The sequence below is a fragment of the Marmoricola sp. URHA0025 HA25 genome (genome assembly GCF_054059435.1).
Map to the genome: position 1 here is coordinate 2,034,238 of NZ_JBSSCD010000001.1, position 24,668 is coordinate 2,058,905.

28 protein-coding genes are annotated in these 24,668 nt (G+C 70.8%); 20 read left to right on the forward strand and 8 right to left on the reverse strand.

What is annotated here, in order from left to right; all coding sequences use genetic code 11:
• Positions 1-7: 7 nt before the first annotated feature.
• Entirely contained in the window at positions 8-445 is a 438-nt protein-coding gene (locus tag ACVW00_RS09925; RefSeq protein WP_457110737.1) for an Lrp/AsnC family transcriptional regulator, read from the reverse strand.
• A 155-nt stretch (positions 446-600) separates the two neighbouring features.
• On the opposite strand from ACVW00_RS09925, the gene ACVW00_RS09930 reads away from it, so the two are divergent.
• Together ACVW00_RS09930 and ACVW00_RS09935 are read left to right on the forward strand one after the other, a co-directional pair.
• On the forward strand, positions 601-1,440 hold the full coding sequence (locus tag ACVW00_RS09930; protein ID WP_457110738.1) for an NAD(P)-dependent oxidoreductase: 840 nt from the start codon (positions 601-603) through the stop codon (positions 1,438-1,440).
• A gap of 30 nt (positions 1,441-1,470) precedes the next feature.
• Positions 1,471-2,409, forward strand: coding sequence for a 5'-3' exonuclease (locus tag ACVW00_RS09935; RefSeq protein WP_457110739.1), 939 nt, complete (start codon positions 1,471-1,473; stop codon positions 2,407-2,409).
• 277 nt (positions 2,410-2,686) lie between these two features.
• Here ACVW00_RS09935 and ACVW00_RS09940 read toward each other — a convergent pair whose 3' ends face one another.
• Positions 2,687-4,141, reverse strand: a complete 1,455-nt coding sequence (locus ACVW00_RS09940; protein ID WP_457110740.1) for a KamA family radical SAM protein — start codon at positions 4,139-4,141, stop codon at positions 2,687-2,689.
• A 158-nt stretch (positions 4,142-4,299) separates the two neighbouring features.
• On the opposite strand from ACVW00_RS09940, the gene kdd reads away from it, so the two are divergent.
• From kdd to ACVW00_RS09975, 7 genes are all read left to right on the forward strand, one after another.
• Complete coding sequence (gene kdd / locus ACVW00_RS09945; RefSeq protein WP_457110741.1) at positions 4,300-5,340, forward strand: L-erythro-3,5-diaminohexanoate dehydrogenase; 1,041 nt, start codon at positions 4,300-4,302, stop codon at positions 5,338-5,340.
• Positions 5,337-6,899, forward strand: coding sequence for a lysine 5,6-aminomutase subunit alpha (kamD, locus tag ACVW00_RS09950; RefSeq protein ID WP_457110742.1), 1,563 nt, complete (start codon positions 5,337-5,339; stop codon positions 6,897-6,899). The genes kdd and kamD overlap by 4 nt, the downstream gene beginning before the upstream one ends.
• On the forward strand, positions 6,899-7,663 hold the full coding sequence (gene kamE, locus ACVW00_RS09955; RefSeq protein ID WP_457110743.1) for a lysine 5,6-aminomutase subunit beta: 765 nt from the start codon (positions 6,899-6,901) through the stop codon (positions 7,661-7,663). The genes kamD and kamE overlap by 1 nt, the downstream gene beginning before the upstream one ends.
• Positions 7,660-8,055, forward strand: a complete 396-nt coding sequence (gene kal, locus ACVW00_RS09960) for a 3-aminobutyryl-CoA ammonia lyase (RefSeq protein WP_457110744.1) — start codon at positions 7,660-7,662, stop codon at positions 8,053-8,055. Before kamE ends, kal begins: the two co-directional genes overlap by 4 nt.
• A 469-nt stretch (positions 8,056-8,524) precedes the next feature.
• Positions 8,525-9,250 carry a polyprenol monophosphomannose synthase gene (locus ACVW00_RS09965; RefSeq protein ID WP_457110745.1) on the forward strand — a complete coding sequence of 242 codons (726 nt, stop codon included), beginning with the start codon at positions 8,525-8,527 and terminating at the stop codon, positions 9,248-9,250.
• Positions 9,251-9,272: 22 nt separating this feature from the next.
• A complete protein-coding gene (locus ACVW00_RS09970) occupies positions 9,273-9,815 on the forward strand; it encodes a DinB family protein (protein WP_457110746.1) in 543 nt (180 codons plus the stop codon).
• Positions 9,812-10,270: an FxsA family protein gene (locus ACVW00_RS09975; protein ID WP_457110747.1), complete on the forward strand. Its 459-nt coding sequence runs from the start codon at positions 9,812-9,814 to the stop codon at positions 10,268-10,270. The genes ACVW00_RS09970 and ACVW00_RS09975 overlap by 4 nt, the downstream gene beginning before the upstream one ends.
• Positions 10,271-10,278: 8 nt before the next feature.
• Here ACVW00_RS09975 and ACVW00_RS09980 read toward each other — a convergent pair whose 3' ends face one another.
• From ACVW00_RS09980 to ACVW00_RS09990, 3 genes are all read right to left on the reverse strand, one after another.
• Positions 10,279-10,674, reverse strand: a complete 396-nt coding sequence (locus ACVW00_RS09980) for an RNA polymerase-binding protein RbpA (protein ID WP_457110748.1) — start codon at positions 10,672-10,674, stop codon at positions 10,279-10,281.
• Between the two features lie 220 nt (positions 10,675-10,894).
• Positions 10,895-12,274 (reverse strand): MFS transporter, encoded by a 1,380-nt coding sequence (locus ACVW00_RS09985; RefSeq protein WP_457110749.1) that lies wholly within the window; start codon positions 12,272-12,274, stop codon positions 10,895-10,897.
• A 4-nt stretch (positions 12,275-12,278) separates the two neighbouring features.
• Positions 12,279-13,100 carry a glycerophosphodiester phosphodiesterase gene (locus ACVW00_RS09990; protein ID WP_457110750.1) on the reverse strand — a complete coding sequence of 274 codons (822 nt, stop codon included), beginning with the start codon at positions 13,098-13,100 and terminating at the stop codon, positions 12,279-12,281.
• 104 nt (positions 13,101-13,204) lie between these two features.
• Between ACVW00_RS09990 and ACVW00_RS09995 the strand changes: the two genes are divergently transcribed.
• Entirely contained in the window at positions 13,205-13,468 is a 264-nt protein-coding gene (locus ACVW00_RS09995) for a zf-TFIIB domain-containing protein (protein ID WP_457110751.1), read from the forward strand.
• A 77-nt stretch (positions 13,469-13,545) separates the two neighbouring features.
• Here ACVW00_RS09995 and ACVW00_RS10000 read toward each other — a convergent pair whose 3' ends face one another.
• Complete coding sequence (locus ACVW00_RS10000) at positions 13,546-15,072, reverse strand: helix-turn-helix domain-containing protein (protein WP_457110752.1); 1,527 nt, start codon at positions 15,070-15,072, stop codon at positions 13,546-13,548.
• A 62-nt stretch (positions 15,073-15,134) separates the two neighbouring features.
• On the opposite strand from ACVW00_RS10000, the gene ACVW00_RS10005 reads away from it, so the two are divergent.
• The 6 genes from ACVW00_RS10005 (at position 15,135) to ACVW00_RS10030 (ending at position 20,999) form a co-directional block, all read left to right on the forward strand.
• The gene (locus ACVW00_RS10005) at positions 15,135-16,151 is read left to right on the forward strand and encodes a zinc-dependent alcohol dehydrogenase family protein (RefSeq protein ID WP_457110753.1); all 1,017 of its coding nucleotides are present in this window, start codon (positions 15,135-15,137) and stop codon (positions 16,149-16,151) included.
• Positions 16,148-16,924, forward strand: coding sequence for an isocitrate lyase/PEP mutase family protein (locus ACVW00_RS10010; RefSeq protein ID WP_457110754.1), 777 nt, complete (start codon positions 16,148-16,150; stop codon positions 16,922-16,924). The genes ACVW00_RS10005 and ACVW00_RS10010 overlap by 4 nt, the downstream gene beginning before the upstream one ends.
• 120 nt (positions 16,925-17,044) lie before the next feature.
• Positions 17,045-18,880, forward strand: a complete 1,836-nt coding sequence (locus ACVW00_RS10015; protein ID WP_457110755.1) for a response regulator — start codon at positions 17,045-17,047, stop codon at positions 18,878-18,880.
• Complete coding sequence (locus ACVW00_RS10020) at positions 18,877-19,338, forward strand: PaaI family thioesterase (RefSeq protein WP_457110756.1); 462 nt, start codon at positions 18,877-18,879, stop codon at positions 19,336-19,338. Before ACVW00_RS10015 ends, ACVW00_RS10020 begins: the two co-directional genes overlap by 4 nt.
• A gap of 33 nt (positions 19,339-19,371) precedes the next feature.
• Positions 19,372-19,833 carry an SRPBCC family protein gene (locus tag ACVW00_RS10025; RefSeq protein ID WP_457110757.1) on the forward strand — a complete coding sequence of 154 codons (462 nt, stop codon included), beginning with the start codon at positions 19,372-19,374 and terminating at the stop codon, positions 19,831-19,833.
• Positions 19,830-20,999 (forward strand): zinc-binding dehydrogenase, encoded by a 1,170-nt coding sequence (locus tag ACVW00_RS10030; RefSeq protein ID WP_457110758.1) that lies wholly within the window; start codon positions 19,830-19,832, stop codon positions 20,997-20,999. Before ACVW00_RS10025 ends, ACVW00_RS10030 begins: the two co-directional genes overlap by 4 nt.
• Before the next feature lie 3 nt (positions 21,000-21,002).
• Here the strand turns inward: ACVW00_RS10030 and ACVW00_RS10035 are convergent, their stop codons facing one another.
• A complete protein-coding gene (locus ACVW00_RS10035; RefSeq protein WP_457110759.1) occupies positions 21,003-21,845 on the reverse strand; it encodes an SMP-30/gluconolactonase/LRE family protein in 843 nt (280 codons plus the stop codon).
• 108 nt (positions 21,846-21,953) lie between these two features.
• Between ACVW00_RS10035 and ACVW00_RS10040 the strand changes: the two genes are divergently transcribed.
• Together ACVW00_RS10040 and ACVW00_RS10045 are read left to right on the forward strand one after the other, a co-directional pair.
• Positions 21,954-22,154, forward strand: coding sequence for a hypothetical protein (locus ACVW00_RS10040; RefSeq protein ID WP_457110760.1), 201 nt, complete (start codon positions 21,954-21,956; stop codon positions 22,152-22,154).
• Positions 22,155-22,186: 32 nt separating this feature from the next.
• Complete coding sequence (locus ACVW00_RS10045) at positions 22,187-22,525, forward strand: DUF3140 domain-containing protein (protein WP_457110761.1); 339 nt, start codon at positions 22,187-22,189, stop codon at positions 22,523-22,525.
• A gap of 4 nt (positions 22,526-22,529) precedes the next feature.
• Here ACVW00_RS10045 and ACVW00_RS10050 read toward each other — a convergent pair whose 3' ends face one another.
• A complete protein-coding gene (locus tag ACVW00_RS10050) occupies positions 22,530-23,501 on the reverse strand; it encodes a GGDEF domain-containing protein (protein ID WP_457110762.1) in 972 nt (323 codons plus the stop codon).
• A gap of 223 nt (positions 23,502-23,724) precedes the next feature.
• Here ACVW00_RS10050 and ACVW00_RS10055 point away from each other — a divergent pair, with 223 nt between their 5' ends.
• Complete coding sequence (locus ACVW00_RS10055) at positions 23,725-24,207, forward strand: helix-turn-helix transcriptional regulator (protein WP_457110763.1); 483 nt, start codon at positions 23,725-23,727, stop codon at positions 24,205-24,207.
• 5 nt (positions 24,208-24,212) lie between these two features.
• Entirely contained in the window at positions 24,213-24,623 is a 411-nt protein-coding gene (locus ACVW00_RS10060) for a VOC family protein (protein WP_457110764.1), read from the forward strand.
• Positions 24,624-24,668 lie beyond the last annotated feature (45 nt).

Genomic DNA, 24,668 nt, shown 5'->3' on the forward strand with positions numbered 1-24,668 from the left:
CAGGACGTCAGTCGATGGGCCGGTTCTCGAACGCGGTCGAGAGCACGATGGTCGTGCGGGTCGAGACGTTGGCGGCCGCACGGATCCGGGCGAGCAGCTCCTCGAGGTCGGCCGGGACCGCGACGCGCACCTTGAGGATGTACGACTCGTCGCCGGCCACCGACCAGCAGCTCTCGATCTCCTCGATGCCCGACAGGCGCTCGGGGTAGTCGTCGGCAGCTGCGGCGTCCACGGGCGTGATCGAGATGAACGCGGTCAGCGGGCGGCCGGCCTTCGCGTGGTCGATGGAGGCGCCGTACCCGGTGATCAGGCCGCGCTCCTCGAGCCGCTTCACCCGCTGGTGGACGGCCGAGGTGGACAGACCGGTGGCCTTGCCGAGATCGGTGTAGGACATCCGCCCGTCGCCGGCCAGCAGGCGCAGGATCTGTCGGTCGATCTTCTCCACGGCGCTGAGCCTACTGTCAACGACGGCTGCCGCCGAGAACCTTTCCCGCCGACGAGCCCGCTGACCGCTCGGAAGGTGCGCTGGAGCCGCTCGAGAGCTGAGCCGTTCCCGGTGCAGGTTTGAAAAGCATCGAACGAAGGGGCAGCGTGAACGGCATGACCACCTCATCCGTCGCACTGCTCGGCACCGGGATCATGGGCCGCGGCATGGCCCTCAACATCGTCAAGGCGGGCATCCCGCTCACCGTCTGGAACCGCACCCGTGAGAAGGCGACCGGGCTCGGCGCCGAGGTCGCCGACGACCCCAAGACTGCGGTCCAGGGCGCCACGGTCGTGATCACGATCCTGCCGGACGCACCCGTGGTCGAGGACGTCATCCGCAGTGCCGCTCCCGAGCCCGGCACGCTCTGGCTGCAGCAGTCGACGGTGGGCGTGGACGGCAACGACCGGCTGGCTGCGGTCGCCGCCGAGCTCGGCCTGGTGTACGTCGACGCGCCCGTGCTGGGCACCAAGGGCCCTGCCGAGGCAGGACAGCTGACGGTCCTGGCGTCCGGACCCGACGAGGCGCGCGACGCGGCGACGCCCGTGTTCGACGCGATCGGGGCGACGACGCTCTGGCTCGGCCCGGCCGGCAAGGGCTCCCGGCTCAAGCTGGTCGCCAACGCGTGGGTCCTCACGGTCGTCGAGGGAGTCGCGGAGTCGCTCGCGCTCGCCGGCGCACTCGGCCTCGACCCGCAGCAGTTCCTCGACGCGGTGAAGGGCGGCGCGGTCGACTCGCCGTACGTCCAGCTCAAGGGTGCCGCGATGATCAACGAGGACTACGACGCCCAGTTCCCGCTCTGGGGTGCGGCCAAGGACACCCGGCTGATCGAGGAGGCAGGCCGCGGCGCCGGCGTCGACCTCGCGGTCATAGCGGCCGCACGCCGCCACTTCGAGCGTGCCCTGGCCGACGGCCACGGCGACCTGGACATGGCGGCGACCTACCTCAGCCACTGACCGGGCGGTCGTTGGCCCTAGCCTTGGCCCGTGACCTCGGACCGACTGATGCTCCTCGACACGGCATCGCTGTACTTCCGCGCCTACTACGGGGTCCCCGACACGATCACGGCACCCGACGGCACGCCGGTGAACGCCGTCCGCGGGCTGCTGGACTTCATCAGCCGACTCACCGAGGAGTACCGGCCGACCCACCTGGCCTGCTGCTGGGACAACGACTGGCGACCGCAGTGGCGGGTGGACCTGATCCCCAGCTACAAGGCCCATCGGGTCGAGTACGTCGTGCCGGGGGGCTCTGACGTCGAGCAGGTGCCCGATCCGCTCGAGACGCAGATCCCGGTCATCGTCTCGGTCCTCAAGGCCTTCGGGATCGCGATCGTCGGGGCCGACGGGTACGAGGCCGACGACGTCATCGGCACGCTCGCGACCGGTGCCGGGATGCCGGTCGAGATCGTCACCGGCGACCGCGACCTGTTCCAGCTCGTCGACGACAGCGCCGGGGTGCAGGTCCTCTACACGGCTCGCGGTGTCGGCCGGCACGAACGCATCACCGAGGCGGTCGTACGCGAGAAGTACGGCGTGGAGGCCCACCAGTACGCCGACTTCGCCACGCTCCGCGGCGACACCTCCGACGGGCTTCCCGGAGTGGCCGGCGTGGGGGAGAAGACCGCCGCCACGCTGCTCGGCCGCTTCGGCTCGGTGCCGGCGCTCCGGGAGGCGGCACTCGACCCGGCCGCGGACCTGGCCCCCGGGCCGCGCCGCAAGATCATCGACGCGACCGACTACCTGGCGGTCGCGCCCACCGTGGTGGCCGTCGCCCGCGACCTCGACCTCGGTGGCCCCGACCTCCGGTTGCCCCGGACCCCGGCGGACCCCGAGGCGCTCAAGGAGCTCGCCGAGCGCTGGGGCCTCTCCAGCCCGATCGCGCGCCTCGTGGAGACGCTCACCGACCTGCACACCGCCGGTTGAGGCGTCCGAGCCCAACCACGGGGGTTTCGACACGCTCAACCACCGGGGTTCGACAGGCTCAACCGCAGGGTGGTCGAGCAGCGAGCGCCAGCGAGCGATCAGTCGAGACCTGGTGAGGTACGCGCGGGGGTTTCGACAGGCTCAACCACCGGGGTTTCGACAGGCTCAACCGCAGGGTGGTCGAGCAGCGAGCGCCAGCGAGCGATCAGTCGAGACCTGGTGAGGTACGCGCGGAGGTTTCGACAGGCTCAACCACCGGAGGGCGGGACCGCCCCGATCAGTGGGCCTGGAGTGCCGCCGTCCGGCGCGACGCCTCGGCCATCTCGGCGGCCTTGAGCGCGGCGTCGTCCAGGGAGCCGTGCCGGCGCCACCAGTCCTGGCCGGCCTCGGGCAGCGTGTGGATCGGGTCGTAGTACTCGTAGACCCGCGAGAGGGCCTCGGCGTCGTCGGCCTCGATCGAGGTGCGGTAGTTCTTCGTCCAGTAGGAGATCCCGCGCTCGGTGTCGTAGGACGAGATCTGGTGGACCCACCGCTTGCCCACGAACGGCACGTCGCAGACGATCCGCGGCGTCGCGAAGCCGGGCAGGTAGCCCATGATCTGGTGCTGCAGGCGCTGGGCGTCCGCGACCGAGATCCGCCAGTGCTCCGAGTACGGGATCAGGTCGCACATGTAGAAGTAGTACGGCATGATCTGGGCGCCGTCGAGCAGCCGGAAGCACAGGTCGAGGAGCACGTGCGGGTCGGCGTTGACGCCGTTGAGGATGACGCCCTGGTTGCGGACGTCGCGCACACCCTCCTCGAACATCGCCGCGGTCGCCCGGGCGACCAGGGGAGTGACCGAGTTGGCGTGGTTGACGTGCGTGTGGATCGCCAGGGACACGCCACGGGACCGGGCCAGCCTCGCGACCCGGCCGATGCCGGCCCGGACGTCGTCCTGGAGCCAGTGCTGGGGCAGACCCATCAGCGCCTTCGTCGCGAGCCGGATGTCGCGGATGTTCTCGATGTCGAGCAGCCTGGTCAGGAAGTCCTCCAGGCGCGCGATCGGCATGTTGGCCACGTCACCGCCGGACACCACCACGTCGCGCACCTGCGGAGTGCGCCGCAGGTAGTCCAGCATCGCCTCGAGCCGGTCCACCGGCTTGAGCTCGAACTTCAGCTTCTCGATCTGCGGCGTCGAGTTGCCCACGAGGTCCATGCGGGTGCAGTGGCCGCAGTACTGCGGGCAGGTGGGCAACAGCTCGGCGAGCACCTTCGTGGGGTAGCGGTGGGTCAGGCCCTCGGCTGCCCACATGTCGTGCTCGTGGAGCGAGTCACGGGTCGCGTGCGGGTGCGAGGGCCAGTCGGTACGCCGGTCCGAGAGCACCGGCAGCATGTACCGGCGTACCGGGTCGGCGTAGAACGCCTCGGTCAGGGAGCCGGCTCCTCCCACCGGGGCGGTCGGCACCGTCGTGTTGAGCATCTGGGGCGGCACCAGCATCGACATGGTGGCGCGCTCCGCCTGGTCGCGCTCGAGGTCGGCGTAGAACCGGTCGTCGACGAGGTCGCCGAGCAGCTCACGCAGCTGCTTGACGTTCTTCACGCAGTGCGCGCGCTGCCACTGGGCGCTGGCCCAGTCGGTCTCGGTGACCTCGCGCCAGCCCGGGAACCGTCGCCAGTCCGGCTCGACCAGCTCGGTGCGCCGGTAGGGGTAGGGCTGATCCGTCTCGAGTCCGACCGCAGTCTCGATGCTCATCCGCCAGTCCTCTCCTCGCCGTGGGTCGGCGTCGCCGTGCCGCGCGTCCGGTTGTGTGAGCCGCGCCTGTGGTGCCAGAGTAGGAGAACCTATTCGGCAATGCCACCTCGACACGGGAAATCCTCCTGCGCGCGTGGCAATCCATGGAAAGGATCCCGGTGTCGCTCGTGCAGACCGTAGCCGATCCGGTGGGCACCCACCGCGTCCTCAGCCCTGCCGGGGCGCTGCCACAGGCAGCCGAGCGGCTGGACACGCGCCGCGAGCTGTGGCCCGACGAGGTCCGGGTGCGCGTCGAGCGGCTCAACCTCGATGCCGCGTCGTTCCGGCAGCTGGCCGAGAAGCACGGCGGCGACGGCGACGCCGTCCGCCGCGAGGTGCTCGCGATCGTCCGGGAGCGCGGCAAGATGCAGAACCCCGTCACCGGCTCCGGCGGGATGCTGATCGGCACCGTGGAGGAGGTCGGGCCCGAGTCGACGCTCGGCCTGCGCGAGGGGGAGCGGGTGGCGACCCTGGTCTCGCTGACGCTCACCCCGCTCGTCATCGAGGACGACCTCGCGGACTGGGACGGTCGTTCGGAGCAGGTGCCCGCGACCGGCTACGCGATCCTCTTCGGACGCAGCATCGCCGCCGGGCTGCCCGACGACCTACCGGCCGACCTCGGGCTCGCGGTGATGGACGTGTGCGGGGCTCCGGCTCTCACGCATCGGGTGGTGACGACCTACGAGCAACCAGTCGTGGTGGTCATCGGGGGAGCCGGCAAGTCCGGCGCGCTCAGCCTCGCCGCGGCCCGCCGCGCGGGTGCGCAGCGGACCATCGGTGTCGTGCCCCATGAGCACGAGGCCGAGCTGCTGCGTGCGTCCGGCCTCGCCGACGACGTGGTGGTCGCCGATGCGCGCAACCCGATCGCGCTGCGCGACGGGGTGCTCGCCACCGGCGCACCCGCGGACGTGACGGTGGTCTGCGTCGACGTCCCCGGCTGCGAGGCCGGGGCCATCCTGACGACGGCGCCCGCCGGGACCGTCGTCTTCTTCTCGATGGCGACCTCCTTCAGTGCGGCGGCGCTCGGCGCCGAGGGGCTCGCCGCCGACCTCACCATGCTGATCGGCAACGGCTACGTGCCCGGGCACGCCGACTACGCACTCGACCTGCTCCGCTCCGAAGCCGGTGTCCGGGCCCTCTTCGAGAGGCGGCTGGGATGACCGGGCGGCTCGGCCTGGCCGCCTCCGACGTACGTCGGGCGCGGAGCCTCGCCCGCAAGGTCGGCAGGCCGATCGTGAAGCTCGCTCAACAGCACACGACCGTCTCGGTCGAGCGTGCGACGCTGCGGATGGCGGGGCTCGCCGGTGCCGACTCCGAGGGGACGCCCTGGGTCAACCGCCTCCTCGACGTGGTCCGCGCCGACGTCGGGCTCGAGCACGGCACGGCGCTGCCCGTCTGGGACGCGCTGGTGCGCGGCGAGGCCGAGGACCTGGCCACGCTCGCCCAGAAGGCCGCCGCCGGCTCGATCACCTTCCGGCTGCCGGAGGGACGAGACGCGATCCGCGCAGGGGCCGCGGCACGCAAGCAGGTGGGCGCCGGCGTACGCCGCATCGATGCCCGCAGGCGGGAGCGCGAGCGGCTGGTCAAAAGGGTCGGCGACGCGCCGCGCACCCCGTGGATCTACCTGATCGTGGCGACCGGCGACATCCACGAGGACATCCCGCAGGCGCAGGCCGCGGCCCGCGAGGGTGCCGACGTCATTGCCGTGATCCGGTCCACCGGACAGTCCCTGCTCGACTACGTCCCGGAGGGCGCGACGCGCGAGGGCTTCGCCGGCACCTACGCCACCCAGGAGAACTTCCGGCTGATGCGTGCCGCCCTCGACGAGACCAGCCGCGAGCTCGGCCGCTACGTGCGGCTGACCAACTACGCCTCCGGGCTGTGCATGCCGGAGATCGCCACCCTCGCGGGCCTCGAGCGGCTGGACATGATGCTCAACGACTCGATGTACGGGATCCTCTTCCGCGACATCAACCCGGTACGCACCTTCGTCGACCAGCGGTTCAGCCGGCAGGTGCACGCCCGCGCCGGCATCATCATCAACACCGGCGAGGACAACTACCTGACCACCGACGACGCCATCGAGGCGGCGCACACGGTCACCACCAGCCAGCTGCTCAACGAGTACTTCGCCAAGGAGGCAGGGCTCGAGGACTGGCAGCTCGGCCTCGGGCATGCCTTCGAGATCGATCCCGACATCCCCGACTCGTTCCGGATCGAGCTCGCCCACGCGATGCTCGCCCGCGAGCTGTTCCCCGGGGCCCCGCTGAAGTGGATGCCGCCGACGCGGCACATGACCGGCGACATCTTCGGTGGCTACCTCCTCGACGGCTTCTTCAACCTCGTCGGCGCGCTCACCGGACAGGGGATCCTGCTGGTCGGGATGATGACCGAGGCGGTCGTAACGCCGTGGCTCTCCGACCGCGACCTGGCCCTGCAGAACGTGCGCTACGTGATGAACGCCGCCGGCAACCTCCACGAGGACTTCAGGCCCGCGCCAGGAGGCTTCATCCACCTGCGCGCCGAGCAGGTCCTCAACGAGAGCATCGACCTCCTGGAGAAGATCCTCGACCACGACCGTGGGCTCCTGGACGCGATCGCCGACGGCACCTTCGGACTGATGAAGCGTCCGGCGGATGCCGGTCGGGGGCTCGACGGCGTTGCCCGGAAGGCGGCGGGCTACTACAACCCGGCCACCGAGATCCTGGAGGGCGCGTGATGGCGACGAGCACCGGCGAGAAGCGGCTCCTGCGTCCGTACGGCGACACGACCGGTGACGGGATGGTCCAGGTCTCGTTCACCCTGCCGATGGCGCACTCCAAGATCGCCGAGGGCGCAGCCGCACAGCTCGCCAACAAGATGGGCATCGACCCGGCCCTGGTCGTGCATGCCAAGCCGATGGGCCCGGACTTCACCTTCTTCGTCGTCTACGGCCGGGTCCACCACCTCGTCGACCCGTCGGTCGTCGAGGTGGTGGAGCGCGACTACCCGCTCCTGACGCCCAAGGAGGCCAACGCGGCGATCAAGCGCGCGCTGCGCCGCAGGCTGGTCGTCGTGGGCGGCTGCATCGGCACCGACGCCCACACGGTCGGCATCGACGCGATCCTCAACATCAAGGGCTTCGCCGGGGAGAAGGGGCTGGAGTACTACCGCGAGATCAAGGTGGTCAACCTCGGCGCCCAGGTCTCGGTGCCCGACCTCGTCGCGCGCGCGGTCCAGGAGCGGGCCGACGCCGTCCTCGTGTCCCAGGTGGTCACCCAGCGGGAGGCGCACCTCCTCAACACCCGGGAGATGTCCGCCGCGTTCCGCGAGGCGTTCCCGGCCGAGCGTCGTCCCCTGATGGTGGTCGGCGGGCCACGCTTCGACGAGAAGATGGCAGCCGAGCTGGGCGTCGACCGGATCTTCACGCGAGGAGCGACCCCGGGCGAGGTGGCCAGCTACCTCGTTCACCGCCTCGTCACCCAGAAGGAGGACGCCCGATGAGCCGCACCGCCGCCTGCGCCCCGGGGCTCCGCATCACCCACCGGCGCTACGTGCCGTACTCCCACGCCCACTACGCGGGCAACCTGGTCGACGGGGCGTACACCCTGGGCCTGTTCGGCGACGTCGCCACCGAGCTCTGCATCACGACGGACGAGGACGAGGGCCTGTTCGCGTCCTACTCCGACGTGCAGTTCCTCAGCCCGGTGCGTGCCGGCGACGTCCTCGAGGTGACGGCCGTCCTCCTCACCGTCGGCAACCGGTCCCGGGTCATCGAGTTCACCGCGACGGTGGTCGGCCGGGGCGTCGCCGGCGGAGGTGCGTCCGCGGCCCGGATGCTGGCCGATCCCGTCGTCGCGACGACCGCCACCGGCACCTGCGTCGTGCCGGCCTGACTGGTCTGGACCACGGCGGCGTGTCGACCGCGACACGCCGCGCGACCCAAGAATTCTTTCACCCGTTGTTCGCCGGACCGTCATGGCCCTGACCAGCACTTTCGTCGAATCCCCGCAGGTCAGTGAGTGCTTGACAGGAGCCGCGCATTGCGTTGGTATGCGCTGGTTCCTCCAGGCAGATCGTCTCGTCCACACGGCTCGACATAACGGGTAGAACCTCACCGACCGCCGCGGTGCGGGTGAACCCCGACGGCAGCGTCGAGCGCGCGTCGACCTGACGGGAGAACACGGGGGGAGTGCGGCACCAGTAGACAACGTTCGTCCGGTGGCAGCCAGTCGTCGCTCGAGCGGTCCGAAGGTCTCGTTCCTCCCCCCGCCGCCGTCTTTCGCCGCGCACCCTCGCGAGGAGCGTCAGCCACCCACGGGCTAGGTTGGCGCTCGCGCGCACGCACAGCGGTGGGAGGTCGGAGTGGCACGGGTCGTGATGGTCATCCCGACCTACAACGAGGTGGACAACCTCGGCGATGTGCTCGAGCGGCTGCGGCGCACCACCCCGGACGTCGACGTGATCGTCGTCGACGACGGCTCACCGGACGGCACCGGCGCCCTCGCCGACAGGCTCGCGGCCGCTGACCCGCAGGTACGGGTCATCCACCGGCCCGAGAAGCAGGGCCTCGGGGCGGCGTACGGCGAGGGCTTCCGGGTGGCCCTCGACGCCGGCTACGAGCTCATCGGCGAGATGGACGCGGACGGTTCGCACCAGCCCGAGCAGCTCCCGCGCCTGCTGGACGCCACGGCCGACGCCGATCTGGTCATCGGCTCGCGTTGGGTGCCTGGTGGAAGCGTCGTGAACTGGCCCTGGCACCGACGCGCGCTGTCCCGTGGCGGCAACCTGTACACGCGTCTGCTCCTCGGCATCGGCGTCCGTGACGCCACCGCCGGCTTCCGGGTGTTCCGCAGGGAGACCCTCGAGGCCGTCCACCTCCCCGAGGTCCAGTCCCTGGGCTACGTCTTCCAGGTCGAGCTCGTCCACCGCACCCTGCAGGCAGGCCTGCGGGTCCGCGAGGTCCCGATCGAGTTCGTGGAACGGGTCCGCGGCGACTCCAAGATGACTCCGGAGGTGGCGCGGGAGTCACTCGCCAGGATCACGCGCTGGGGGCTGTCGCAGCGCTTCGGCCGGACTCGGCACGGTTGACCCTCCGGGCTAGCGTGTGGCCATGAGCGAACGCGACGGTGCCCGCGTCGACCCGCCGCTGCGCGGGGGCGAGGCCGAGACGCTGCTGGCGTTCCTCGACTACCACCGCGACACGTTCCGCGGGAAGGTCGCCGGACTCGACCGCGAGCAGCTCGGCCGCAGGCTGGCGCCGTCGACGATGACGCTCGGCGGCATGGTCAAGCACCTCACGTTGGTCGAGGAGGACTGGTTCTCCCGGGTGCTCGACGGCGTCCCCTACTCGGAGCCCTGGGCCACCGTCGACTGGAAGGCCGACCCGGACTGGGAGTGGCGCACCGGTGCGACGGACGGGCCCGATGCGCTGATACCGGCGTACGAGCAGACGGTCGCGCGAATGGACGCCAACATCGCGGCCGCACTCGGCCGCGACGGCCTGGACACGCTGTCGGTGAGGCACTCCCGCGGCGACGACGCGGGACAGTTCAGCCTTCGCTGGATCCTGCTGCACATGGTCGAGGAGTACGCCCGCCACAACGGCCACGCCGACCTGCTGCGGGAGTCGATCGACGGCGAGGTGGGGGAGTGAGCACCCGCCGCCGGCGCTCGCCCTGGGCGCTCGTGTTCATCGCCTTCCTGCTGGTCCCGATCATCGAGATCTACGTGCTGATCCAGGTCGGGCAGGTGATCGGCGCGTGGTGGACCGTCCTGCTGCTGATCGCCGACAGCATCTTCGGTTCGTGGCTGCTCAGGCGCGAGGGAACGCGTGCTTGGCGGGCGCTCCAGACGGCGCTCACCGAGGGCAGGATGCCGGCCCGGGAGCTCGCCGACGCTGCGCTGATCGTGTTCGGCGGCACGCTGATGATCACCCCCGGGTTCGTGACCGACGCGGTCGGCCTGGTCGCGATCCTGCCCTTCACCCGGCCGCTCGCCAGGCGGGTGCTCACCGCGGTGGTCTCGCGTCGGCTGACCGTCGTGGTCCGGGACGTACGTCGCCCCGGACCATCAGATGACGTGGTCCGGGGCGAGGTCGTCGATCCGTAGGAGCGGGATCAGGCGGATGCCTTCTTCTTCTTGCCGGAGCGAGCCGCCGGCCGGTGGAGGTGGGCGGGGCCGATCTCTCCGCCGCGCAGCAGCTCGAGCCGCTCGGTGAGGATGTCCTCCAGCTCGCTGATCGAGCGCCGCTCCAGCAGCATGTCCCAGTGCGTGCGCGCGGGCTTCTCGACCTTCTGCTCGGGCAGGATGCCGTCGATGCTCAGGCCCTCGGCGCCGCATCGCGGGCACTCCCAGGTCGCCGGCACCTCGGCCTCGACCGACATCGTGATCTCGAAGGTGTGCCCCCGGGTGCACTTGTAGCCGACCTGCTGACGGGCCGCGAACTCGATGCCGCGCTCGTCCTCGAAGCTCTGGCCGCCCAGACGCGCTCCGCGTAGCGTTCGGTCTCCCATGGCATCCTCCAGTCCTTGGTGGGCCAGGTCGTGGCCTCACCTTCATGCGTACAACCTCAGGGACGCGCAGGCAAGACGATCATGACGTCAATCGGCCACGTGACCCCCGTCGTGGAGAAGAACGTACGGGGCCCGTGCAGGATTCCCCGCCGGTCCCGGGGAGACGTGGCTCACACCCGCGGACAGCGGCCCGAGGGCCCCGCGGGGCGTACGCACGACCTCAGAGCACGGAGGGCGGCCGGTTGCCCGCCTCCTCGACGCCACGCTCGGGATCGACCCGGAGCAGGAAGAACGCCCCGAGCACGAAGAACGCGATCAGGGCGAGCACGGCCGGCCGGTAGGACCCGGTGAGCTGGAAGACCAGGCCGAAGGTCAGGGTCCCGAACCACGAGGTACCGCGCTCCGCGGCCTGGTAGAGGCTGAAGTACTCGCCCTCGCGGCCCCGCGGGATCAGCAGGCTGTAGAACGACCGGGAGAGCGCCTGGGTGCCGCCCATGACCACGCCGATCCCGACGGCCACCAGCATGAAGAGGGCGACGTTGTGCCGTGGCAGCAGCATCGCCGCCACCACGATGCCCATCCACGCGAACGTGCCCCACAGGATCGAGCGGTACGACCCGTAGCGCTCGGCGAGGCGGCCGAACGCGAGCGCTCCTCCGAACGCGACGAACTGGATGAGCAGGATGGTCGCGATCAGCACCGAGGTGCCGAAGCCCAGCTGCTTCTCGCCGTACGTCGACGCCGTGTAGATGACGGTCTGGATGCCGTCGTTGTAGAACAGGTAGGCGATCAGGAACGTCATCGTCATCGGGTACTGCGGCAGTCCCCGCAGCGTCGTGAACAGCTGGCCGAAGCTGCGCTGCAGCAGTCCGCCCGTCTCGGCCACCACGTTGCGCGGTGCGTAGTCGCGCAGCCGGACGAACGGGATGATCGTGAACGCCGCCCACCACAGTGCCGCCGACAGCAGCGAGAGCCTGACCGACATCGCCTCGGTGAGGCCGAAGGTGTCGTGCGCCAGGAACATCACCAGGTTGACGGCGAGCAGGACCCCGCCGCCGAGGTAGCCCCAGGCCCAGCCGCGCGAGGAAGCGCGGTCCCGCTCCTCCTCGGTGGAGATGTCGACGAGGATCGCGGAGTAGCTGACCAGCGAGCAGCCGCCGAGCATGCTGGCCACCACCACGGCGAACGCCCCGAGCTGCCAGTGGTCGCCGTGGAGGAAGAACAGCAGCGCTCCGAACGCGGAGCCGGCCCAGGCGTACGCCGCCATGTGCAGCTTCTTGCGCGGCGAACGGTCCACGAAGGCGCCGACGACCGGCAGCAGGAAGGCGCTCGCGATCGTGGCGAAGCTGGTGAGGTAGCTGGGCAGCGAGCCGGCCGCGACATGGAGACCGAGCAGGTCGACGGTCTTCTTGCAGCTCTCGTCCGCGTCCACGCAGCCGGCGGCCTTGCCGGCGACCGTGATCATGTACGGCGCGAACATCACCGAGAGCACCGTGGTGAAGAACGCCGAGTTCGCCCAGTCGTACCAGTTCCACGCGTTCTGCTGGCGCAGCCGGTCCAGCGGCGCGAGGTCGGCGATGGCCGGGTCGGGGATCGTCATGGCGTCATCCCTCCCACCAGATCCCACGGGCGACCAGGACGTCCTTGAGGAGATCGGTGCGGTCGCTGATCAGGCCGTCGACGCCGAGGTCGAGCAGCTCCTCCATCTCGGCCGGCTCGTCGACGGTCCAGACGTGCACCTGGACACCGGCCGCGTGCGCGCGGCGTACGAGCGCGGCCGTGACCAGCGGCACCCGACCGCGACGCCGCGGCACCTGGAGCACCCCGAACCGCTCATGGCCGACCGCGCGAGGCGTGCGCCGCCACGACGTCGCGAGGAACACGGCCACCTCGCGCGGGGTGGCGCCGGTCGCCACGCGTCCGGCGGTGAGCCGCCGGAACTCCTGGAGGTGGCGGAACGAGAACGAGCCGACGCAGATCCGGTCGTGGCAGCCGGTGCGCTCAACGATCTCGACCAGGGCCGCCACCGAGCCGGGGGACTTCAGGTCGATGTTGAACCGGCAGTCCGGGAGCTCCTCGAGCAGCTCGGCCATCGACGGGACCGCGTGCTCCCCGGCGATCCTGACCTGGGCGAGCTCCTCGGCCAGCACCGCGCCGACCTCGCCCGGCGTCCCGGTCATCCGGTCCAGCACCGGGTCGTGGAACGCGACCAGGTGTCCGTCACGGGTCACGTGCACGTCGGTCTCGAGGTAGCGGTATCCCAGAGCAGCAGCATGCCGGAAGGCGAACAGCGTGTTCTCCAGGCCAAGGAGATCGGGGTGCAGCGCTCCACCACGGTGCGCCATGGCGATCACCGAGCCCGGTCGTTCGACGACCGAGTCCAGATAGGCATGACCGGTCACCGGCCGTGCAGCCTCCACTCCCATGCAAGGCAGTATTCACCGCTGGGGGTCGGTCCGTGGCCGACACGGCAACAGGACCCGTGCCAAGGTCCGCCCGGGCTCGCCGGAACGGAGGTACGGTCGGTGTCGTGGACGAGCTGACCTGCCCCAAGTGCGACGGATCGATGGTGCCCAGGGCGTTCGGGCACGTCGCGGTACGCCGTTGCGACGGATGCGGCTCGGTGTTCCTGGAGAGCTCCGCTCTCGGGGGCCTCATCGAGGCCGAGAACGACTGGCACGCCCACCAGTCGGCGAACACCGCCGCGCTGCCGCGGATCACCCCCGAGATGGCCTCGCCGCCGGACCCGCAGCCGCGGAGCCGGGCCTTCGTGGAGACCCTCTTCCGGGGCTGAACTCAGCCGGTGGTCGAGCCAGTCGAGACCCGGCGGGGCCTCGACAACCGGTGGTCGAGCCCGTCGAGACCCGGAGGTCAGCCGAGGTCGCGGAACGTCTCGATGCGCGCGCCCAGCAGGTTGAGCCGCTCGGCGAGGTCCTCGTAGCCCCGGTTGATCACGTAGACCGAGCGCAGCACCGAGGTGCCCTTCGAGGCGAGCATCGCGAGCAGGATCACCACCGCCGGACGCAGCGCCGGCGGGCAGACCACCTCGGCTCCCGACCAGTGCGTCGGCCCGTCGATCATCACCCGGTGCGGGTCCAGCAGCGTCACGCGGCCGCCCAGCTTGTTGAGCTCGGTCAGGTAGATCGCGCGGTTCTCGTAGACCCAGTCGTGCAGCATCGTCTTGCCGGTCGCGACCGCGGCGATCACCGCGAAGAACGGCAGGTTGTCGATGTTCAACCCGGGGAACGGCATCGGGTGGATCTTGTCCAGCGGCGCCTGCAGGACGGAGTGACGCGTGGTCAGGTCGACCAGCCGGGTGCGGCCGTTCGCCGCGACGTACTCCTCGGAGCGGTCGTAGCGCAGGCCCATCTCCTCCAGCAGCGCGAGCTCGATCTCCAGGAACTCGATCGGGACCCGGCAGATCGTGATCTCCGAGTCGGTGACGATCGCCGCGGCCAGCAGTGACATCGCCTCGATCGGGTCCTCGCTGGGGAAGTACTCGACGTCGACCTCGATCCGCGCCCTGCCGGTGACGGTGAGCGTCGTGGTCCCGATGCCCTCGACGCCGACCCCGAGCTCCTGGAGGTAGAAGCAGAGGTCCTGGACCATGTAGTTGGGGCTCGCGTTGCGGATCACGGTCACGCCGTCGTGGAGCGCCGCCGCCATCAGGGCGTTCTCGGTGACGGTGTCACCGCGCTCGGTCAGGACGATCGGGCGGGTCGGCGCAGCGGACGCGACGACACTGGCGTGGTAGCTGCCCTCGGTGGCCTTGACCTCGAGGCCGAACGGACGAAGAGCGCTCAGGTGCGGCTCGACCGTGCGCGTGCCCAGGTCGCAGCCGCCGGCGTACGGGAGCTGGAAGGTGCTGCTGCGGTGCAGGAGCGGCCCGAGGAACATGATGATCGAGCGGGTACGCCGGGCCGCGTCGGCGTTGATGCCGGCGAGGTCGAGGTTGGGCGGCGGCGTGATCTCCAGGTCGTTGTCGGAGTTGAGCCAGCGCGTCTTGACCCCGATGCTGTCGAGCACCTCGAGGAGCCGGTTGACCTCCTCGATGCGAGCCACCCGGCGGAGCGTGGTCCGGCCGCGGTTGAGCAGCGACGCGCACAGCAGTGCGACGCCGGCGTTCTTCGAGGTCTTCACGTCGATGCTGCCCGAGAGCGTCGTCGGGCCGGAAACCCGCAGGTGCATCGGACCACCGCCGATGCTCACCAGCGGCTCGTCGAGCGCCTCGCCGATCCGGGCGAGCATCTCCAGCGAGACGTTCTGGTGGCCCCGCTCGATCCGGTTCACCGCGCTCTGGCTGGTGTTCAGCACGTCGGCGAGCTGCTGCTGGGTCCACCCGCGGTGCTGGCGGGCGCTGCGGATCAGGGTGCCGATCTGGGTGAGGTAGTCCGTCACGCCCTGACGATATCTCAGATATGAGATGCGGCCAACAACCGCGCCGCTGGCAGGATCGGGGGATGCGCGTGACGACGATCCATGGACCCGGAGACATCCGCCTCGAGGACCGGCCGCAGCCCGAGGTCAGGGCCTCGACCGACGCCGTCATCAAGATCACCGCAGGCTGCATCTGCGGCTCGGACCTGTGGCCCTATCGAGGAGCCAACGCGATCACCCCCGGCGACACGATCGGGCACGAGATGGTCGGCGTGGTCGAGGAGGTCGGCTCCGACGTGACGTCGTTCGCTCCCGGGGACTTCGTGATCGTGCCCTTCTGCACCTGCGACAACACCTGTCCGCACTGCCAGAACGGGGCTCATTCAGCGTGCCGCAACGGCGGCTTCACCACCGGGGGCCAGGGGGAGTACGGCCTGGTGACCCAGGCCGAGGGCAGCCTCGTCAAGACCGAGTCGATGCCCGACCCGGAGATGATCGCCTCGCTCCTCACCCTCTCGGACGTCTTTCCGACCGGGTGGCACTGCGCGGTGTCGGCCGGCGTCAAGAAGGGCGACACCGTCGTGGTGGTCGGGGACGGCGCGGTGGGCCTCTGCGGCGTGCTGGCCGCATCCCAGATGGGCGCCGAACGGGTGATCGCGATGTCGCGCCATGAGCCACGCCAGGCGATCGCCCGCGAGTTCGGTGCCACCCACGTGGTGGCGGAGCGCGGCAGGGAGGGTGCCGCTGCGATCAAGGACCTGACCGGCGGAGTGGGGGCAGACGCCGTGCTCGAGTGCGTCGGCACCAACGACGCGATCCAGCAGGCTTTCGCGGTCGCCCGGCCCGGCTCGATGGTCGGTTTCGTGGGCGTGCCGCACGGCGTGGAGCTGCCGGTCAGCCGGATGTTCTCCAAGAACGTGGGCCTTGCCGGGGGAGTCGCACCCGTACGCCGCTACCTGCCCGAGCTCCTCGACGTGGTCACCAGCGGAGCAGTGAACCCGGGCCTCGTCTTCGACACGGTGCTCCCGCTGTCGGAGGTCTCCGCCGGCTACAAGGCGATGGACGAGCGCACGGCGATCAAGGTCCTCCTCCAGCCATGAGCACGACCGACGCGCTCGCCGGCAGGGCGCAGGCGCTGCTCGCCCTGCACCGCCCTGGAGATCCCGGCGTGCTCCCGACCGTGTGGGATGCCTGGTCGGCCAGGGTCGCGGTCGCAGCCGGCTTCCAGGGGCTGACCGTCGGCAGCCATCCCGCCGCCGAATCCATCGGGCGGGAGGACGGGGAGAAGATGGCCTTCACCGAGCTCACCGACCGGGTCGCCCAGATCACCGGAGCGGTCGACGTACCCGTCTCGGTCGACGTCGAGTCGGGCTACGGGCTCGCGCCGGACGCCCTGATCGGCGGCCTGCTCGCGTGCGGAGCCGTCGGCCTCAACATCGAGGACACCGTGCACGGCGAAGGTGGCCGGCTGCGGACCGCGGCAGAGCATGCGGAGCTGGTCGGCCGGCTCAGGCAGGCAGCCGACGCCGAGGGGGTGCACGTCGTGATCAATGCGCGCACCGACGCCTTCAAGCACAGGCTCGGCGCCGACGACGAGCGCGTGGACCTGGCCATCGAGCGGATGCGGCTCTGCGCCGACGCCGGCGCGGACTCCCTCTACCCCGTCGCCTTCCACGACGAGCCGACCCTCGCTCGGCTGACCGCAGCCCTCCCGCTGCCGGTGAACGCCATCGCCCGGCCCGACGTCGACGACCTGGCGACGTACCGGCGCGCCGGGGTCGGACGGATCAGCTTCGGGCCGCTGTGGCAGATGGCACTGGCTCGCGTCTCCTCCGACTGGCTGGCCCGCTGGGGGCGCGACAGCGGCTCCTGAGGGGCGCCGACAGCGCCCGCACGGACCGCTGAGAACGGTCTGCCGAATCCGGCTCCCTCGGGCCCTGTGGGGCCTACGATGCAGGAGAGCGGGGAGGTTCTGTGGGTCAGGCGTGTCGGCGTGCCGACCGTGTGGCCCGGGCAGAAGGGAGAGCGGCAGCGGATGGCGGCAGTGCGAGAACCAGGCCACCTGGTTGTCCTGACCCAGCTGGGCGCGAGCGCGACCCGGCCGGGCGCCTTGATCGAGGCCGCGCTTCCCACGCTCCTGGAGGTAGCCGCGGCCACGACGGCGCTGGTCGCGACGCAGTCGGCCGACGGCCCCGTCGTGACGGGGCTCGCCGGCCAGGGCCTCCCGATCGACGGGCTCGTGCTGCCCGACGGGCGCAACGGCCTGGCCACGGTCGACGTGCCGAAGGCCTGGGACGCGGTCGGCGTCGGCACGACGCTCGCCCAGGTGCTTCCCGGGCACTCCGGCACGCTGTACCTCGCGTGGACCGGTGAGCCGACCGACGACCGTCGCGTGCTGGAGGCCGCGGTCGGGATCGTCGACGGGGCGCTCGCGCGGCTCGACGCCGAGGAGCGCCTGACCGACCTGGCGCAGCGCGTCGACAGCGCCCAGCACCTCGCCGGCATGGGTGACTACGACTGGCACATCGCGACCGACACCAACCGGTGGTCCGACCAGCTCTACCGGATCTACGGGTACGAGCCGCAGAGCTTCAACGCGACGTACGAGAGGTTCCTGGGCAACATCCACCCCGACGACCGGGAGCGGATCCAGGCGATCCACCAGCAGGCATACGCCACCGGCGAGCCCTACCAGATGATCGAGAGGATCGTCCGCCCCGACGGCGAGGTCCGGTACCTCTCCTCGAACGGCGAGGTCCTGATGGACGCCGACGGGGTCCCGGTGCGGATGCGTGGCACGTGCATCGACATCACCGAGCGGGTGCTGGCCGAGCACGAGACGGAGCGGGCCGCCGAGCGGTTCCGCGGACTCGTCGAGTCCTCGCCCGACGCCATCCTGGTGCTGGACTCGCGCTCGACGATCCTCCAGGCGAACGGCCGGGCGGCAGCCCTGCTGGGCGCCGACCCCGCCGGACACGCCCTCGACGAGATCCTGCCGCCGGAGACCTGGACAGGCGGCCAGGGAGTCGACGCGAAGACCTTCGACGGACAGCCGCTCGTGCTGGACGTCACCACGGCCGAGCTCACCGAGTCCAGCCACCAGGGCCGGACCGCCGTGTTCCTCCAGGACGCGACGCCCCGGCTCGAGCGCGAGGCGATGGCCACCCGGCTCGGCGAGTCGCACCAGCGTCGCCGCCAGGCACTGGAGATCAACGACAACGTCGTCCAGGGGCTCACCTCGGCGGTGTACTCGCTGGAGCAGGGCGACACCGGCCGCGCCGGCTCCTACATCGCGCGCACGCTGTCGGCTGCGCGGAACATGATGGACGACCTCCTGGAGCCCAGTGGTGACGAGCTGCACCCCGGCGACCTCGTGCGGAGCTCTGCTGCCAACCTCGAGCACGCCACGGCGAAGGACGAGACCTCGCCCCGGCGCCCCGGCGACGACGTCGACGATCAGCTCCACCGGGTGCTGATCGTGGACGACGCGGAGGACATCCGGATGCTCCTGCGGATGAAGCTCGCCCAGCACTCCGAGCTCGACGTGGTCGGCGAGGCCGTGGACGGGATGGACGCCGTCGACCAGGCTCGTGAGCTGCGGCCACACCTCGTGCTGCTCGACATGGCGATGCCGCGGATGGACGGGCTGCAGGCGCTACCCCTGATCCGGCAGGCCGTGCCCGACGTGCGGGTGATCGTGCTGTCCGGGTTCAACCAGGGCACGCTCGAGCAGGAGGCCCTTGCCGCGGGAGCGGACCGGTACGTCGTCAAGGGCGGCAGCATGCGTGATCTCGTGGAGATCATCGAGACGGTCCTGCGCCTGACGTGAGCCCCGGAACACAGAGCCTGCAGGAGCGCTACTTCCCGGACCTGCCGTGCTTCGGCTGCGGACCTGCCAACGAGAACGGCCTTCGGCTGCGCAGCTACCCGGCCGACGACGGCCTGGTGACCGCGCGCTTCATGCCCTGGCCCGAGCACGACAACGGACTGGGCTACCTCAACGGCGGCATCATCGCCACCGTCCTGGACTGCCACAGCGCGGCGGCCGTGACCCACGAGGCGTTCAGCCGCGGCTGGCCCCCGCTACCCGGCGCAGCCCTGCCGTACGTGACTGCGGGGCTCGAGGTCCGCTACCTGCGCCCGGCCCCGCTGCAGGAGGAGGTGTCCCTGTTCGCCGAGGTGACCGCGGCGAGCGAGTCCGAGATGACGGCACGTGTCTGGCTCGAGTGGCACGGCAAGCCGCGCGCCGAGGTCGTCGCCCTGTGGAAGCGCTGGCGTCCCCGCTGATCGGCACGCGCGTGCACTGCTAGGTTCCCGGGCATGCGTGGATCCGTCACCGTCACGATCGCAGCCAGCCCGCGCGTCGTCTGGGACCTGGTCTCGGACGTGACCCGCATCGGCGAGTTCAGCCCCGAGACCTTCGAGGCGCGCTGGACGCGTGGATCGTCGGGGCCGGAGGTCGGCGCGCACTTCAAGGGACACGTGAAGCGCAACGGCATCGGCCCGGTGTACTGGACGCTCTGCCGCGTCACGGAGTGCGTGCCCGAGCGCGACTTCGGGTTCGTCGTGGTAATGAACGACGCCGACCTGAACCACTGGCGCTACCAGCTCCGCGAGGTCGAGGGCGGTACCGAGGTCACCGAGTCGTTCGAGCTGCCTCCGAAGGGCTTCCTCAAGCTCTACTGGGCGATCCTGGGCCCGCTGCGGGGCCGTACGAACGAGCGCGGCATGCGGCAGACCCTCGAGCGGATCAAGGGGATCGCCGAGGGCGTGAGCGCATGAAGGCGGTGGTGTGCCGCAACGCCGCGCTCGACGTCTCCGAGGTCCCCGTGCCCGCACCGGCCGCCGGCCAGCTGGTGCTCGACGTGGTCCGCTGCGGCATCTGCGGCTCCGACCTGCACGCGCGCCGGCACGCGGACGCGGTCGCCGACGTGGCGGCCGAGGTCGGCTACGACGCGTTGATGCGCTCCGACGAGCGGATCGTGCTCGGACACGAGTTCTCCGGCGTGGTGACGGCGCAGGGGAGGGGCAGCCGGATCGCTGAGGGGACGCCGGTCGTGTCCTTCCCGCTGCTCCGCGGCAGCGGGGGCGTGCACCCGACCGGCCTCTCCGCGCACGCGCCCGGAGCGTACGCCGAGCAGGTGCTTGTCGAGGACGCCCTCAGCCTGCCCGTCCCGAACGGGCTCGATCCCGAGGTCGCGGCCCTGACCGAGCCGCTGGCTGTCGGCCTGCACGCAGTCCGGCGAGGCGAGGTCGGCAAGGGGCAGGTGGCGATCGTGATCGGCTGCGGACCGGTCGGGCTTGCCGTCATCGCCATGCTGAAGGCGTCCGGCGTGAAGACCGTGGTGGCGAGCGACTTCTCCCCGGGACGGCGCGCGCTCGCGTCGACCCTGGGCGCGGATCTCGTGGTCGACCCGGCCACCGAGTCGCCGTACTCCGCCGCCACCGGACACGGTCACCTGACCACCGGTCCCGAGGTCTTCGAGCTCGGCGTGAGCACGGTCGAGAAGCTGCGCCGGTTGCCGCTGGTGCCCTGGCACCAGGTGTGGCGCGTGGCCGACAAGCTCGGCGCGGCAACGCCGAAGCATCCGGTGGTGTTCGAGTGCGTCGGCGTGCCCGGGGTCATCGAGGAGATCATCAGCAGCGCGCCGATCTACTCCCGCGTGGTGGTCGTCGGAGTCTGCATGGAGGCGGACCGCTTCCGGCCGGCGATGGCGATCAACAAGGAGGTCGACCTCCGCTTCGTGCTCGGTTACACGCCGCTGGAGTTCCGCGACGCGCTGCACCTCCTCGCCGACGGCAAGGTGGACGCGGAACCGATGATCACCGGCACCGTCGGGCTCGACGGGGTCGCCGGGGCGTTCGACGCGCTCGCCGATCCGGAGCTGCACGCCAAGATCCTGATCGACCCCAGGAGCTCCGCGACCGAGCCGCACGCCCGGCACTGAGCCTCACGGCCAGCCGGCACCCGGCACGTCGACCTCGACGGCCAGCAGCTGCCCGCTGCCCGGCCTGACGAGGTCATCGCTCTGCATGCCCTCCCACACCGCTGCCGCGATGAAGAGCGTGCGACCCTCGGGCCCGCCCAACGCGCAGGCGAAGCCACCGCGATCCAGCTCGACGGTGTCCAGGACCGCACCGCCGGGCCCCACGCGGACGCAGCGTTGGTGCGGCACGTCGGCGTACCAGGCGGCGCCGTCGGCGTCGACGCAGATCCCGTCCGGCGTGCCGTCGCCCAGGTCGGCCCAGGTGCGTCGTCCGGCCAGGGTGCCGTCGGCCGCGATGTCGAACCCGACCAGACAGTGCCGGTAGGAGTCGGCAACCAGGAGCGTGGCGTTGTCGGCCGTCACGGCCATGCCGTTGGGGAACGCGACGTCGTCGGCGACCTCCACCACGGCGCGCTCGGGGGTCACCAGGAAGACCGCTCCCGGGCTGAACTCCTCGCCGGCCATCGGGTCGAACCCGGCGCCGTTCACGTAGGCGTTGCCACGCCCGTCCACGACGATGTCGTTCCATCCGGGCCGGCCGAGATCGGCGTACGTCGTCAGCGTGCCGTCGTGCTCACGGCGGAGCAGCAGGCCGTCGGCCGAGGAGACGACCAGCATCCGCCCGTCCGGGAGCCAGGCGGTGCACAGCGGCAGGGAGTCGACCCGCGCGACCACCTCGTGGCGTCCTTCGAGATCCACGGCCAGGACCTCGCCGGCCGACCAGTCCGAGACATGGAGCCTGTTGCCGTGCCAGCGCGGCGACTCGAGGAGCCCCCGTCCGTCCAGGAGGGTGCGCTGTCGGTTCATCTCCGTCGATCCTTCTCCGGGCTCGGTCGTCATGACAAGGGAACGATCGAGCCGCCCGTGGATCGACATCGGCCGCGTACGTTCCGCGCGAGCGGGTACGCCGGGCCCATGACGGACACACCGGAGGACGACGACCGCATCGCCGGCCGAGCGGACCTGCTGCCCGAGGAGAAGGCAGCCGGCAGCGACGACCCACGGCGCCAGGCGGAGGAGATCCTCCAGGAGTCCGACGAGAGGACCGCCCGCCCCGAGGAGACCGGCCGTGAGTCGACCCAGACGTCGACCCCGGACGAGCGGCCCGGTCCCTGACCACCACCACAACGTCGAGGAGGACCCGATCCATGGCTGAGACGAAGGTCTCCGAGGAGCTCTGGCAGGAGTTCCACCGCGTCGTCAACATGACGTCCCGCGAGCTCTCCGACTGGCTGCGCGTGCAATCCGCGGGAGAGGACACCGAGGAGCTGCCCGACCAGGCGGGCCGCTCGCTGGGCCAGAGAGTGGTCGCGATCCTCGGGAAGCGGCAGGTGGACCTGACCGACGACGACGTGGGCGCGATGAAGAAGGTCGTCACGGTCGTCCGCGACGAGCGCGGCGAGGAGCCGGAGCCCAAGGCCGGTGACGATCACTGGCGGCACCGGTTGATGTCGATCGGGCACGACCCGCTGAAGCCGCTCGGGTGAGGGGTCAGGCGGCGCCCGCAGCCAGGACCAAGCGTCCGCGGCCCGACCGCTTCGCCTCGTAGAGCGCTGCGTCTGCTGCGCCGTAGAGGGTGCGCAGGTCGTAGGCGTCGCTGGGTGCGTGCGCGAGTCCCAGGCTGATCGACACCGACAGCGTGCGGCCGAGGCCGTCGACGGTGAACGCGTGCTTGCGGACGTCGGTGACCATCTCCTCGGCGCGACGCCAGCCGATCTCGCGCGAGCACGCCGGGAGCAGCACGGCGATCTCGTCCCCGCCGAGCCGGCAGACGACGTCGGAGCCGCGGGCCCGTCGGACGATCAGGTCCGCCAGCTCCACCAGCACCGCGTCACCGGCGGGATGGCCGTACTGGTCGTTGATCGTCTTGAAGTTGTCCACGTCGAGCAGGATCAGCGTCGTGCCCTCGTCGCTGTTGGCCCCGGAGAGCGCGGAGCTGGCAGCCTCGTCCAGGACGCGCCTGGTGACGAGTCCGGTGAGCGGGTCGATCGCGGCCATCTCCTCGAGCCGGGCAATCAGCTGCGCCTGGCGCTCGGTCGCGACGGTCAGGAGCACAGCCGTGGTCACGAGCGCGGCAGCGACGTAGCCGGCGTCGACGGCGGCCTCGCGTGCGGGGAGCTGGGCGCCGACCACGAAGAGCTCGCCGATCAGCGACGCGGTCGTCACCACCACCGAGCCCACGACGCGCAGCTGCGAGGCGGCGTACAGGGTCGGGAAGACGAAGAAGATCTGTGCCGAGACCGACGAGTCGTGGGTCAGCATGTCCACGACGGCGATGGCGGCGATGGCGAGCAGCGGACTCACCGTCCAGGCGAGGACGTTCGCCTCGTGGAAGTAACGCGCGAACACGGCGAGCAGGATGACCAGCGCGATCACCCCGGACCCGATCAGCAGCGCGGTCGGACCGGCCTTGCGGTCCGCAGGCTGGAACGGCGCGAAGGCGACGCTGACGAGCGCAGCCACCGCGCACAGTGTCGAGACCGTGCGCGCAGCCGCGCGATGGTCTCGCGGAAGCATGCAGTCCAAGAAGGTCATCCCCCACCCACCCTGGTAGTCGACGTGACGCCGAGATCCTGGTGTGCTCACGGTAGCGAAACGATGGGGTTTGTGGTGCGTTATGCCCGTTTTGGCGCGAGCTGCCACCTACTCGATGGACGAGCCGGAACCAGCTGGGGAGGATGGGCACGTGCCCGCCGATCGCCCCACACCGGATGAGGTCGCGAACGCCGACCGCCTGCGGACGCTCGCGCTGCTGAGGCGGGTGCGCGACCGGATCGACCGCGAGTACGCCCAGCCGCTCGACGTGGAGGCCCTCGCACGCGGCGTGCACCTGTCGGCGGGGCACCTCAGCCGGCAGTTCCGGCTCGCGTACGGCGAGTCGCCGTACTCCTACCTGATGACGCGTCGCATCGAGCGCGCGATGGCGCTGCTGCGGCGCGGCGACCTCAGCGTCACCGACGTGTGCTTCGAGGTGGGGTGCTCCTCGCTCGGCACGTTCAGCACCCGCTTCACCGAGCTGGTCGGCGTCCCGCCGAGCGTCTACCGGCGCGAGGGCGTGCACTCCACGGAGGGGATGCCGCCGTGCGTGGCGAAGCAGGTGACCCGACCGGTCAGGGCAAGATCGGTCAGGAATGGAGAAGCGCCCGCCGAGGCGCGGCAACTAGCGTGAGCGTTATGAGCCTGAGCATCCACACCACTGTCCTGCCGCACGACGATCCGGACGCCTCGGTCGCCTTCTACCGCGACGTCCTCGGCTTCGAGGTCCGCACCGACTTCGGCCAGGGCAAGATGCGCTGGATCACGGTGGGACCCGCAGACCAGCCGGAGATCTCCATCCTGCTCGCGCCGCCGGGGGCCGACCCGGGTGTCACCGAGGACGAGCGGCGCACCATCGAGGAGATGATGGCGAAGGGCACCTACGGCTGGATCCTGCTGGCGACCAAGGACCTCGAAGGCACCTTCGAGCGGATCCAGGCCAGTGACGCGGAGGTCGTCCAGGAGCCCACCCAGCAGCCGTACGGCGCCCGCGACTGCGCCTTCCGCGATCCCGCGGGCAACCAGGTCCGGATCCAGGAGCGGCCCTGAGCGGCGCCGCGGGGCCTCGGACTCTCGGGGACCGCAAGGCCCACT